General features: G+C 26.8%; 16 protein-coding genes and 1 pseudogene. 16 read left to right on the top strand and 1 reads right to left on the bottom strand.

The genetic code is table 4. From position 1 onward, the window contains the following. The first annotated feature begins 264 nt into the window (after positions 1-264). The 16 genes and pseudogenes from tkt to C6B38_RS07650 all read left to right on the top strand — a co-directional run bounded on the left by tkt (position 265) and on the right by C6B38_RS07650 (position 12,336). Positions 265-2,229 (top strand): transketolase, encoded by a 1,965-nt coding sequence (gene tkt / locus C6B38_RS07585; protein WP_105299177.1) that lies wholly within the window; start codon positions 265-267, stop codon positions 2,227-2,229. 630 nt (positions 2,230-2,859) lie between these two features. Next, positions 2,860-3,633 (top strand): hypothetical protein, encoded by a 774-nt coding sequence (locus tag C6B38_RS07590; RefSeq protein WP_105299178.1) that lies wholly within the window; start codon positions 2,860-2,862, stop codon positions 3,631-3,633. A gap of 131 nt (positions 3,634-3,764) precedes the next feature. Beyond that, positions 3,765-4,353 (top strand): annotated as a pseudogene (hpt, locus tag C6B38_RS07595) (hypoxanthine phosphoribosyltransferase). A 39-nt stretch (positions 4,354-4,392) separates the two neighbouring features. Then, positions 4,393-5,019, top strand: a complete 627-nt coding sequence (locus C6B38_RS07600) for an ECF transporter S component (protein ID WP_105299179.1) — start codon at positions 4,393-4,395, stop codon at positions 5,017-5,019. A gap of 110 nt (positions 5,020-5,129) precedes the next feature. Beyond that, on the top strand, positions 5,130-5,483 hold the full coding sequence (locus C6B38_RS07605) for a hypothetical protein (protein ID WP_105299194.1): 354 nt from the start codon (positions 5,130-5,132) through the stop codon (positions 5,481-5,483). 49 nt (positions 5,484-5,532) lie between these two features. Then, positions 5,533-5,880 carry a hypothetical protein gene (locus C6B38_RS11525; protein ID WP_233485669.1) on the top strand — a complete coding sequence of 116 codons (348 nt, stop codon included), beginning with the start codon at positions 5,533-5,535 and terminating at the stop codon, positions 5,878-5,880. A 40-nt stretch (positions 5,881-5,920) separates the two neighbouring features. Then, the gene (locus C6B38_RS11530; protein WP_233485670.1) at positions 5,921-6,217 is read left to right on the top strand and encodes a hypothetical protein; all 297 of its coding nucleotides are present in this window, start codon (positions 5,921-5,923) and stop codon (positions 6,215-6,217) included. Between the two features lie 40 nt (positions 6,218-6,257). After that, positions 6,258-6,833, top strand: a complete 576-nt coding sequence (gene coaE, locus C6B38_RS07615; protein WP_105299180.1) for a dephospho-CoA kinase — start codon at positions 6,258-6,260, stop codon at positions 6,831-6,833. After that, on the top strand, positions 6,833-7,552 hold the full coding sequence (locus C6B38_RS07620; protein ID WP_105299181.1) for an RsmE family RNA methyltransferase: 720 nt from the start codon (positions 6,833-6,835) through the stop codon (positions 7,550-7,552). Before coaE ends, C6B38_RS07620 begins: the two co-directional genes overlap by 1 nt. A 12-nt stretch (positions 7,553-7,564) precedes the next feature. Beyond that, entirely contained in the window at positions 7,565-8,134 is a 570-nt protein-coding gene (locus C6B38_RS07625) for a hypothetical protein (RefSeq protein ID WP_105299182.1), read from the top strand. 46 nt (positions 8,135-8,180) lie between these two features. Beyond that, complete coding sequence (locus C6B38_RS07630; RefSeq protein WP_233485671.1) at positions 8,181-8,660, top strand: hypothetical protein; 480 nt, start codon at positions 8,181-8,183, stop codon at positions 8,658-8,660. A gap of 46 nt (positions 8,661-8,706) precedes the next feature. Then, positions 8,707-9,042 (top strand): Gfo/Idh/MocA family oxidoreductase, encoded by a 336-nt coding sequence (locus C6B38_RS11535; RefSeq protein WP_233485672.1) that lies wholly within the window; start codon positions 8,707-8,709, stop codon positions 9,040-9,042. After that, positions 8,954-9,703, top strand: coding sequence for a Gfo/Idh/MocA family protein (locus C6B38_RS07635; RefSeq protein WP_233485673.1), 750 nt, complete (start codon positions 8,954-8,956; stop codon positions 9,701-9,703). The genes C6B38_RS11535 and C6B38_RS07635 overlap by 89 nt, the downstream gene beginning before the upstream one ends. Then, positions 9,690-10,352 carry a deoxyribose-phosphate aldolase gene (deoC, locus tag C6B38_RS07640; protein ID WP_105299183.1) on the top strand — a complete coding sequence of 221 codons (663 nt, stop codon included), beginning with the start codon at positions 9,690-9,692 and terminating at the stop codon, positions 10,350-10,352. The genes C6B38_RS07635 and deoC overlap by 14 nt, the downstream gene beginning before the upstream one ends. Positions 10,353-10,551: 199 nt before the next feature. Next, positions 10,552-10,974 carry an aldose epimerase family protein gene (locus C6B38_RS11540; RefSeq protein WP_233485674.1) on the top strand — a complete coding sequence of 141 codons (423 nt, stop codon included), beginning with the start codon at positions 10,552-10,554 and terminating at the stop codon, positions 10,972-10,974. Positions 10,975-11,778: 804 nt separating this feature from the next. Then, the gene (locus C6B38_RS07650) at positions 11,779-12,336 is read left to right on the top strand and encodes a hypothetical protein (RefSeq protein ID WP_105299184.1); all 558 of its coding nucleotides are present in this window, start codon (positions 11,779-11,781) and stop codon (positions 12,334-12,336) included. A 118-nt stretch (positions 12,337-12,454) separates the two neighbouring features. Here the strand turns inward: C6B38_RS07650 and C6B38_RS07655 are convergent, their stop codons facing one another. After that, on the bottom strand, positions 12,455-13,228 hold the full coding sequence (locus C6B38_RS07655; RefSeq protein ID WP_233485675.1) for a Pr6Pr family membrane protein: 774 nt from the start codon (positions 13,226-13,228) through the stop codon (positions 12,455-12,457). Positions 13,229-13,359 lie beyond the last annotated feature (131 nt).

Genomic DNA, 13,359 nt, shown 5'->3' on the forward strand with positions numbered 1-13,359 from the left:
TTTAATAAAAATCTTTTATTTTTTAATTTCCTTGTTTTAAAAAGTTAGAGGACGTTATCACGACTTTTAAATAAATATTTAACCATTAAAGGGACCACTCTTTTTCTATTTATTTTCATTCAGACTTTTTCTAATTATAAATGAATAATCCAAAAAAAGTAAGAATTAATGGAATATTTTTCAAATTATTTAAGTTCTTTCTTTTAATTCGTTGTACAATGATATTATGAGTATTAATTAATGTATAAAAAGGAGGCAAATAGAATGAAAAAATCAATTGATACAATCAAAATGTTGGGAATTGAAGCAATTAATAAAGCAAATTCAGGCCATCCGGGAATTGTTCTTGGTGCTGCGCCAATGGCATATACTTTATTTACAAGACACTTAGTTGTTAACCCCCAAGTGGACAAATGAACAAATCGTGATCGATTTGTTTTAGCAGCAGGACATGGTAGTGCTTTATTATATTCGTTATTGCATTTATCAGGATTTGATCTGAATATTGATGATTTACGAAATTTTCGTCAAGTTGATTCAATTACGCCTGGTCACCCCGAATCACATTTAACTCCAGGAGTTGATGTTACGACAGGTCCTCTTGGACAAGGACTTGCAGCAGCAGTTGGTTTAGCGTTGGCAGAAACTCATTTAGCAGCAAGATACAATACCAAAAAATATCCGCTTTATGATCATTATACTTATGTTTTATGTGGTGATGGTGATTTACAAGAAGGAGTTACACAAGAAGCAATTTCTTTAGCAGGACATTGAAAACTAAATAAATTAATTGTATTGTTTGATTCAAATGATGTGCAATTGGATAATATGGTTAATGTTGCACAAAGTGAAAACATTGCTGATCGCTTTAAAGCAGCAAATTGAAATTATCTTTTTGTCAAAGATGGGAATGATATTGAGGCAATTGATCAAGCTATTATAAAAGCAAAAAAAAGTAATAAACCAACCTTAATTGAAGTAAAAACAATAATTGGTGATGGGGCAACTAAACAAGGAACACCAGCAGTACATGGTGCTCCGTTGGGAAGTGATATTGAGACAGTTCGTAAAATGTTAGAATGAAATTATAAACCATTTGAAGTTCCTAGTGAAGTTTATAAGGATTTTGAAGTCAATGTTAAACAACGGGGAATTAAAAAATATCAACAATGGTTAAAAATGTATCAAGGTCTTTGCAAAGAAAATCCTGCTTTAGCAAAAGAACTTGATGATGCAGTTTATGGGAATTTTAATTTTAATCCACAAGATTTTCGTGATTTAAAACCAATTAAACCACAAGCAACACGGATTAGTAGTGGTGCAATACTTGATCGTCTTTCTAATATTATTCCAGGTTTAATTGGTGGTAGTGCTGATTTAAGTGGTAGTACAAAAGCAAAAGGAGCTGATGGTGTTTATAGTGCTGAAAATCGGTTAGGTCGTAATTTAGCATATGGGGTACGAGAATTTGCAATGGCTGCCATTAATAATGGAATTTGTTTACACCGAGGATTAATTCCTGTTGCAAGTGGTTTCTTTGTTTTTGCTGATTATATGAAGCCAGCTATTCGGTTGAGTTCATTAATGGAAATTCCAGTTATTTATATTTTATCGCATGATTCAATTGCTGTTGGTGAAGATGGTCCAACACATCAGCCAATTGAACAATTAGCCATGTTACGTAGTCAACCAAACTTAAATGTTTTTCGCCCAGCTGATTTTAATGAAACATTAGGAGCTTATCATATGGCTTTACAATCAAAACATACTCCAAGTGTTATTTTAATTACACGTCAAGATTTACCAAAATTAGAACATTCAAATGTTGAGCTGGTTAAAAAAGGAGCTTATCAAGTTTATGGACAAGAAGATAATAATCATGTTGTGTTGTTAGCAACAGGTAGTGAAGTAAGTATGGCAATTGCTGTTGCAAAAAAATTAGAGCATGATAAAAAAATTAAAGTAAAAGTAGTATCAATGCCTTGTTGAGAATTATTTGAGCAACAAGATGCTAAATATAAACAAAGATTGTTAGAACCGTTGGCTTTAATTGCTTCAATTGAATTAGGGACAACCTTTGGCTGAGAACGTTATACTTCAAATAGTGGGTTAAACTTTGGAATTAATACCTTTGGTCAATCAGGGCCATTTCAAGATGTTTTAGAATATTTTAGTTTTAATGTTGAAAAAATTGTTAATGTTATTAATAAAAAAATGCAAGTGTTGTAAAAAAAAAAAAAAAAATAATTGCATTTTTTTATAAAAGGCATCGTGTACGATGAACCCGTAAAAAAGCAACTCTTGTTAAAAGGTTGTTTTTTTATTTGAAATAAAACAACTCCTAAAAGATAAAACTTAATGCAGAGTGGGACGGTTATTTTAAATAACTAAGTGCTTCCATAAGAACATGAGTATTAACTCATTCCCACAATAGTATTTTATATAATAATTTTAATAAAACTGAACAACAAAACTTACATCTTTATTAATTTTATTTTTAAGTTAAATAATTTTAATAAAAATGCATTTTTTGTTGTGATTAAATTTAAAAAAATATAAAAATTTGTTGACAATAAAATTAAACATGGTATATTTAAGTTAAGTATGTGGATTATTTATTCCATAATTTCTTAAAATATAGTAAATACCCCAAAATAATTTATACAGCCATAATTCATTTTTTTTACATTATTAATTACTATCTTATTTACAGTATTAATAACAATATCTTTTCCATACTTAGTTACTAGGGACCGCAAAATAAAATAATGTTTATTTTAAAGAAAAAATCAACTCCTTAATTAAAAATATTAAAAAAATTTACTTTTCAAAACTATAAAAACCAAAAATACAAAATGTATGTGGTTTCTACAATTTTATCAACGTGATTATAATGGATTATGAATTAATAAGCATCAAGCAACATATCTTGAAAAAAATCTAACAAATGAATTTTTGATGCAAGCACAAGATGTTGATTTGCCATTTTATGAGCAAGAAGTTTTTAATTCGTATGAAGAATTATCAAATTTTTGATATGCTGAAACAAGACAAGGATGACAACAAGTTATTAATACTTTTTGCCCAGATTATCAAGCAGAATTAAAAACACTATTAGTAAAATTTTATAATTTTATTAGTAATATTTGATCAAAAGATATTGTTAAAGAATTTGTTAAAATATTAAGAATTAATAATAATGGTGGTCCAGTTGTTGGTTCTACATATCGAGAAGGGTTTAAACAAGCTATTGCTCTTGAACAAAACATTTTGCTTTGTAGTCATAAAGTAAACGTTAACTCTTGACGAAATGGTTGATGAAGTTCTGGTGAAATTTTTAATGTTATTTTTCATGAATTAGGGCATACCGTTGATATTAATTTTAGTCGTCAAGTTAATGTTATTAAAGAAATTAAAGTTTTTTTAGCAAATAAAATTGAAAATGGACAAGACTTAACCCCAGAACAAATTTTAAATTTATTTCATTTAAGTAGCTACTCTTTTAATAATCTTGGTGATTTTGTTTCAGAAGGGTTTGTATATTGGTTTTTAGCAAGTGATGCTCTGAAAATAAAAGCATGGGAATTATGACATGAATTTTTAACATTATATTTACCAAAGTTAATAAAATAAGTTATATTTAATTTTAGATTTTCGCATTATTTTTTAAAATTAAGTATCTTTTAATTAAACATTAATTATATTACAATATACTATAAATTATATTATTAAAATAAATTATTAATATTTAGTGAGGCAGAAAAATGAAGATACATCCCCTTGTAAAAGAAATTTTAATTACTACCGAAGAAATTGATGAAAAATTTTTTGAATTAGGACAACAAATTAGTCATTATTATCTTAATGAATATCCAGCAAAAGATAATACAATTTTATGCTTAGGATTATTAAAAGGATGTATTCCTTTTATGGCAAAATTTATTGCTCATTTAGTTGGTGTTGAATGTGAAACTGAATATATGGTTGTTTCATCTTATTTTGGTGGTGTTAAGAGTAAAGATACTCCCCAAATTTTACTTGATTTACCAATGCCAATAACAAATCGAGATATTTTATTAGTCGAAGATATTATTGATAGTGGTAAAACAATTAAAATGATTAAAGACTATTTATATCTAAAAGGAGCACGTAGTGTGAAAGTTGTTACTTTATTAGATAAAAAAGCTGGTCGTAAAGTCGATTTAGTTGCTGATTGATATGGGTTTGATGTTCCACCTGCTTTTTTTAATTGACTTTGGTTTAGATTATCAAAAACGTTTACGCAATTTGCCATATATTGCGATTGCTGATCAGGAAAAATTAGCAACATGAAAATTAGATATAAAGAAGTAATACACAATTAAATGATTTTAGTTATCATTGGAGGAATAAATGAAAAAAGTAACGACAAGAATGATTACAATTAATAGTATTATTATTGCAATTTTTTTATTGTTTGCGTTAGTTCCATCATTAGGATATATTACTGTTGGCCTAGTTAGTTTAACCTTAATGCATATTTTGTTTTTAATTGGAATGTATGCTTTATATATTACAATGAATTTAAATTTAATTTGAGCGGGTTTAATTTATGGTCTTATTTTTGGTTTATCTTCATTAATTCAAAGACTAATTTCACCAGGTCCAACTAGTTTTATTTTTCTTAATCCATTGTTTTCTGTTGTGCCACGTGTTTTAATGGGACTTTGTGTTGGTATTTTAGCTTATTTTTTAACAAAAACTTCTGTTAAACTTGAAGCAAAAATTTATACTAATCAAATTATAGAATTGACTTGATACCAACGACATTATTTAAAAATTTATAATATTATCATTGCTTTTACTGCAGCTACTTTAAATACTATTTTTGTTTTAGTTTTTATGTATTTTATTGGTCCTTTAATTTATACTAACCCAGATCAACAACGTTTTTTTCACACTTTTACTTGAATTATTTTAGCAACTAATTATTTACCAGAAATGTTGCTAGCTGTTGCTATTTTTCCCCCTGTTGCATAGGCATTAAAAAAACTTTATAATAATAGTTAATATATTGATTGCACATTCAATTTGAATTTCATTATTTAATAGAAAATTATAAAATTAAAAAAGAAAGAAGCGAAAAAACAGTGAAACAATCAACGGGCCTTATTTTTATAAAAGTTATTTTATTTTTGTTATTATCTCCAATTTTATATTTTTTATATTTATTATTGTGACCATTAGCTTATTTTTTTACTCGCTTTCGTTCATCAACTGAATTTACCGCGCAATTGCAAAATAATGATAATGAATGACTAAATATTATTGTAATTATTTTGTTATGAATTTTTTGTTCATTTATTATTGCATTTTTATTTTTATTTTATTCTTTAGCACAATACTTACGTGTTTATCAAACATTGCCTAATGCATTACGTGGTTTATTTGGGTTAGCATGAATCATTTTATTTTTCCATACAGTTTTAAAAAAAAAATCTTAATTATAATGAAGTWAGATAAAATAATGGTATAACAGAGAGGATGAGATGGATGAAAAAGAACATTGCAATTTTAGGAGATTCACTAACTTTTAGTTACTTACCTATGGGAACTGGCAAAATGGCAGATGCAGATAATTGACCAGTAAAATTAGAAAATTTATTAACAAAATATTACCAAACAAGAGAAATTGAAATTCAAACTGATGCTCAGCCAGGACGAACAATTATTAAACCATTAATTGATTTTGGTTTTCCCAAGATAATGGAATGGATAATTTATCAGTTTTATATCAAAAAGCACATCCAATTGATTTGTTTATGATTTTTTAGGAACAAATGATTATTTTGGTTATGATGCTTATGCAAAATTAAAAGAAATTCCAGATTATCCAATTAAAACAAAGATTGTTGATTCATTAGGGGAATTGGTTAATAAAATGGAATCGTTGCATAAAGATAATAAGGAAAAAGTTAATTATCAAGTTTTAGTGGTGTGTCCACCAAAAGTATTAACTTTACATGATGGTGAGTTGTTGACATCATTACCAGATGCTTATCAAAAATATTTTGCAAAGTTAAATATTCCTGTTGTTAATTTACAATTAGCAGCAAATCCATATCCTGAAGATCAAAGTAAATATGATGGTATTCACTATACATCAATGGAAACAATGGCTGTTGCACAAGCTATTTTTGATGTTATTGTTGCAGAAAATTTATTAAACTTAAATTAATTTTAGTAACAAGCAATTGTTAGAAAGGAATCAAACATAAATGATAATTGGTGTTTATGGTTATATTGGAGCAGGAAAAACAAGTGCCTGTGAATACTTACAAAATAAATATCATTTCACTTATTTAAACGCAGATAAAATTGCAAAAGAAATTATGCAAGATCCAACTGTTTTGTGTTTTTTAGAGCAAACTTTTCCGGGGATAATTATTGATGGTGTTCTTAACCGTGATTGTTTACGAACAATTATTTTTACTAATCCTGTTGCTAATAATAAGTTGAATAATTATTTATGGCCAAAAGTTAATCAACAAATTATCACAATTATTAATAATAACCCAAACCAAAATTTTTTAGTTGAAGCAATTGGTTTAAGCACATTAGCGCTTTCTTTTACTGCAAAAATATTTATTACTGCTAGTAAAGAAAACATTATTGCACGAATTAATGCTCGTGATCAACAACAATCAGACCAAACAGAACAGCTTTTAAAAATTCAAGAAACTTTTTTTAAACAGATAAAACCTGATTATAAAATAATTACTAACAAATCACTGCCAGAACTATATCAAAAATTAGATAAAATAATGGAAGAAATATTAGGAGATGATCAATAATGCATCGTTTTGTTGCCAACCAATTAGAAGAAAATTACTTTATTTTAGTTGAAGATGATGTTAAACAAATTAAACAAGTTTTACGGTTAAGAAATCAAACCCAAATTATTTGTATTTATAATGGTGAACATTATTTAACAACATTAGAAGTACAATCACCACAAAAGTACGCATTTAAATTAATTAAAAAATTAGAACAAAATCATGAAAGCCCAATTACAGTACGATTAATTGCAGGACTAATTCGAAATACAAAATGAGACTACTTATTACAAAAAGCAACAGAATTAGGAGTTAATGAAATCATTCCCTTTCAGTTTAGTCGTTGTGTGGTACAATTAAAAGGTGAAAATAATTTTAAAAAGATTGAACGTTGAACAAAAATTTGTAAGGAAGCAACGGAACAATCTTATCGTAATCAAGTACCATTGGTGCATGATGTTGAAAGTGATTTAAAAGTTTTACAAAAATATCAAAGTGATGTTAATCTTGTTTGTTATGAAAAAGTTGTAGAAACATTATCAATAAAACAGTTTTTACAACAAGATTTTAAAACAATTACAATTGTAATTGGCCCTGAAGGTGGATTTACTCCAAATGAAATTGCGGTTTTATCTTCATATCATTATTATCCTGTTTCATTAGGACAACGAATTTTACGGGCCGAAACCGCATCAATTGCACTTTTAGCAATGATTATGTATGAAAAGGAATTATAGGAGAATGCAAAGATGACAAAAGTAGTATCGATTAAAGCACTAGTTAGTGTTGCAAATATAATATTATATACAGCTTTAGTATTAATTTTTTTAATTTTAGGATTACAAAAATGAGACATTTCAGCAGTAACAGGGTACAAAATTGGTTATGTTTTAATTGGCTTTGCTATTATTATTTTTATTATTTATCATTTAGTTCGTATTCATGAGTTAAAAAAGACACCATTTCAATTATTGAGAAAACATATTATTTTTATGCAGTTTTTTTATATCGGTCAATATTTAATTTTTGCAATTAGTTTATTTTTTTTAATTTTAGCTAATACTAAGGTTTTAAATCCAGCCCAAATTTGTATTTTTTGATATGTATCGTTTCCAATGGTCTTTGTTGGAACAATTGCTTGTTCAGTATTAGAATCAATTGTTTGCGTTGAAGAACGAATTTTTATTGTTAAAAAAAATTGACAAGATTCAGAACAATGAGCAAAAGAACAGGAAAAAAATAATGCTGTTTTAACAAATGAGCAACAAACAAAAAAGAGCGGAAATCCTTTCTTTGATGATGATAAAAATAGTAATTAGTTTATAATTAAAAAAAGAGTAATTAATAACGGAAGATAAATCTTGAATGCCTTTTGTAATTGCTGAAGTTAAATTAACTTCAGCAATTACAAAAGGCATTCAAGATTTATCCTCAGTATATTTACCTTGGGATGAAGTTAATATTACGGTTAAATATTTAAATGACACACTTACTTTTAATCAAGTTTATGTGAAAATGGAAGCGAAACCAAATGCAAAATCAGTAAAAGGTTCAGTAATGTGAGGTAATTTAGAAACAAAATCTTATGTTGATCTTCGACCAACTTTAAAAAATTGATTATCATCAACATCCCCAAAATTAACCGTTAAAAATCAAAATGAATTAGACGCTGCGGCTACTAATGTTTTAGGTGGTCCTGTTTTTAAACAAACTAATTCGAATGGCCTTGGCTTAGAAGGAACATATGATGCACAACAAAAACGTTATATAGTTTCAGTTATAAGCGGTAAAAGTAACTTTTTTCAAGCAAGTGAAATTATTTTTAATGTTGATATGAATAACTAATTTACCAACAATTAAAAAAATGAAAGGTACATAGTGAGGTGCTTTTATGTTAAAGATTAGAACCATTGGTACAGGCAATATTGTTAGTGAATTTATTGATGCTTGTTGTGATGTACAAGGAGTTAAAATTACTTCCCTTTATTCACGTAGTTTAGAAAAAGCTAAATTTTTTGCTTCAAAAAATAATTTATTAGTCCATATTGTAGATAATTTTGAAGATATGTTAGATTATATCGATATTATTTATATTGCTTCACCAAATGGTTTACATTATCAACAAGCAAAGTATTTTTTTGCAACAACAGAAGCATGTTTTAGTTGAAAAACCGGCAACTTTTTTTGCGCATGAATTAATTGAATTAAAACAAATAGCAGAAATTAATAATCTTTTTTTGATGGAAGCTTTCAAGCCCTTACATTTACCAGCTTATCAAATTTTGCAAACAAATGTAAATAAAATTAAACCTTTTTTAGCTTGTTTTCATTGTAATCAGTATTCAAGCCGAATGAAAGAAGTCTTATTAGACCAATATAATTCTGTTTTTGATGAAACCTTAGGGAAAGGTTCTTTATATGATATGTTAATTTATCCCGTTGAATTAGCAGTTGCTTTATTTGGACCAGTCAAAGATGTTAAGGCAATGAGTCATAAGTTAAAGAATGGCGTTGATATTAATAATGTTGTTCTTTTACAACATAGTAATAATATTTTAACTAGTATTGTTTGTTCAAAAGCATCGACAGGCATTAGTCCTAGTAAAATTTTAAGTTATGATACAACAATTAATGTTACTAATTTAACAAAATTAGAAGCAATTACAAAATATAATCGTCTTACAAATCAAACAATAGTTTTGCCATTAAGGTCAAAACATAATAATAAAATGTACTATGAATTACAGTGTTTTATTAATATAATAAATACTGAGAACTATTCGGAAATGAAGCGGTTATTAGATTACTCAATTGCGGCGATTCGTATTTTAGAAGCAGTTCAAATTAATCAAGAACAACAGGAAGAATTATTAAATGAAATTAAATAAATATATTGATCATACTTTATTGAAGCCAGATGCAACTATAATAGAGATTAAAAAATTATGTGCTGAAGCAAAAGAATATGATTTTGCATCGGTTTGTATTAATCCAACTTATGTTCAATTATCTCATAATTTATTACAAGATAGTACAGTTAATGTTTGTGCGGTGGTTGGTTTTCCATTAGGTGCAAATGCTACTATAACAAAAGTGACAGAAATTACAACAGCATTAGCTGATGGGGCAACAGAAATTGATATGGTAATGAATATTAGTCAATTTAAATCAAATAATTATGATTTAGTGCGTGGAGATATGGCAGCATGTAAAAAAGCAGATGGACAGCATATTGTAAAAGTAATTTTAGAAACATGCTTATTATCTGAAACAGAAATTATTAAAGCGTGTCAGTTAGCAAAAGCAGCAGACCTTGATTTTGTTAAAACTTCAACAGGTTTTAGTAAAGCAGGTGCAACTATTGCCAATGTTAAACTAATGAAAACAACAGTTGGTAAGGATATGCAAGTTAAGGCAAATGGGGGAGTTCGTACTAAAGCTGATGTTTTAGCAATGATTACAGCAGGGGCAACGCTGATTGGAACAAATGGTGGGGTTAATATTATGGAAAATAAACCACATCGAATAGGTTATTAATTATCATAAAATAACAAAGGAAAATAAAAATTTAGAAGCAACTCTTAGTTCTCATCCATTTGAATTAATTTCGTTAAAAAACGCGGGCAAAGAATATATTTATCAACAAGATAGTACATGAAAAAAATCATGACCAATTTGTTTTCCAATCACAGGAAAGTTAATTAATAATCAATATCAATTAGCAGATAAGACTTATATGATGATGGGACACGGATTTTTTCGTGCAATTACTGCTTGAAAAGTTCTTACTTATACAACATATACATTGGTCGTTGAATATATAGCAACAAAATATTTTTATAATCAGTATCCATTCTTATTTAAATTAGAAATAACATATCAATTAGTAGCAAAAAAATTAGTTAATAAGATTAAAATTATTAATCTTTACCAAAAACCATTACCATATAATTTTGGCTGACATCCAGCCTTTATTTGTAATGATTATTCCAGAAAAGTTATTTTTGATTGTCCACAAGTAATTACGCATATTCCTGGCGGTGCTTTTTTGGGTTCAGAAATGAAAACAGAAACAAACTCACAGTTTTTAATAAATCAATATGATTTTACAACTGGCCAATGCTATGCATTACTAAAACAAACAACAAACAAAGTTTAATTGTTGATTCATCCCGAGAAATTAGTTTAACGACAAAAGGTTATCCAAATGTATTAATTTAAAAATGTCAAAATGATGCAAAATATATTTGTGTTGAACCATGAGATGGTCATCAAGATGACATTAATTATCAAACAATTCCTTTTGACCAAAAACCATGAATTAATAAGTTACAATCACAACAAACAAAAATATATTGTTTAGAAGTAGAATTTAAAAAATAAAAGCTCTTAACAAGTAAGAGGTTTTCATCAAAAAAAATGAATATTATGTAAAAAATACAATAAGTTAGCAGGGGGAGTTGCTTGGTGTCTAAAGAGGATATTAAGCTGTTCCATATAATCTTAGATTCTTATTGTAAGAGGTTTTTCATTCTTATGTATTAGTTTTATAATTTCAGCAGTATTAATTTTGTTAACTAAAGTACTAACCATTTTTTCTTCATTCCTTAGCATCATAAAAATGAATAGGTGCCACATTATTATTTAACAAGTATTTTATAGTTTTGAATAATTTAAGGTTTGTATTATGGTAACATATGGTAAACAAAAACACAGCAGATTTTTGCTTTTCATAAAAAGTTATTTAACAAGTAGTTTAAATAATAATGCTGTGAACACCAAAAATATTATCTCGTAAAAATTTGACAAATGATTTTTTTGTCTGTTTTAGGTAAGTTCTAAACAGAAAGATAACCATTTATTAATTTATACTATACTTTAAAATATGATATATTATAACCAAGAATTAACTATGAAAAATCCATATATTAATGAATCTTAAGGAAAGGAAAAAAGGCCAAAGATGAAAAAAATTTTAGGATTTTTAGGAATTATTAATTTTATCGTTGCTAGTGCACCATTAACAATTGCTGCAAAATTAAATAATATTACAGAAGAATTTGAATTAAAAACACCAATTACTAAAGTAACAGCTTTTTATTGATGAAATTCTGATGAAAATACATTTACTTGAACAAAAACATTACCAATAGAAACAAATTATAAATATTTTAGTATTATAGAGTTTAAAAACCGTCGTCAAAGCTGAGTTGAAGGACACAATAGTTCTAAATATTATCATATTAATTCACCTTTAATAAAAGACAAAACCAATATTTTATTAATAAATAATACTCAATTTGAAACTAAAATAGCAGAAACTTATTATGAGTATGGTTACATTATAGCTGAATCTGAAGTAGCAAATTTAAAGTTAATTTTAAATTTAACATATTCTAATAATACTATTAAAGCAAAATTTACAGCTAAAGCTATTGTAACAAATCCAGATTTTTTTTGCTGAGTTAAAACTCAAGCAACATTTTATTTTAAGATTATAGTTTCTGAAAATCAATTATAAATAAAAAACAATTAACGATTTAAAAAATGTTACAAAATAAAATACAAAGAAAAAACTATAAACTATGTTTATAGTTCATCATCATAATAATTTTTATTATGATAGTTTTTATTAATAGTTATTTCTTGCAATGTTTGGTAAAATTTTGTTTTAATTTATTACAATAATTATATAAATACATACTACCAATTAGGATTCCTAAAATGGCAAAAAAAGCAATGAAGAATCAAAGATATCCGGGAATCCATAAAAAAGGAGTATGGATATTTAAAAAGAAATAAGGATATCATCGATTTTCAATAATTCCTGGTTCATTCCCTGGTCAAGTAAAATGATTACCAGAAAGACGACGTAATTCTCCTCTAATCATTGCATATGCGCAATATCCTAATAGGACAAGTAAATATTTTCAAAAGTTTTTTCTAAAAAATTGTTTTAAGTTAATTTCTTGTTTATTTTCCATAAAAAATAAGATGTAAATAACAAATGCAATCGGATTTGTCATATGGTCAATAACTGTTGTAATCCATCCTATTGGACTGCCTGGTAAAGGTTGTGTTGGCAATAATAAACAATTGTAAATAATAAAAGTAATTGTAATATAACAAGCTGCTGCTAATGCAACTGGGTATGATTGAATTTTATTTTTATTTTCTTGATGATGGCGAATTCCACTAATTAAGAATCAGAATAAGATTCCTAGATTTGATAAGCATGTAAAAGTTGTAAAAAAATCTAATGCGTATAGGGTGTAATCGCCATTATAATGGTTTATAATATTATTTTGATTTAAAATCCCATTAATAAATGCTCATCCTAAAATAACAAGGCCAACAATTCCAAAAAATAGTTTATAAATTTGCTTTCAAGCTAATTTTATTTTTAAAATCATTGATAATTATTTCTCCTTGTTTTTTAGTTTTTGTAGTAATTTAATATCCTGCATTACTACTATAATATTGTAGCATTGATTATTTTAAAAGTGATTTATCAAAGCAGAAAACTTTATGAAAGTAATGTTTT

Source organism: Spiroplasma sp. ChiS (assembly GCF_002968355.1).
Taxonomy (GTDB): Bacteria; Bacillota_I; Bacilli_A; order Mycoplasmatales; family Mycoplasmataceae; genus Spiroplasma; species Spiroplasma citri.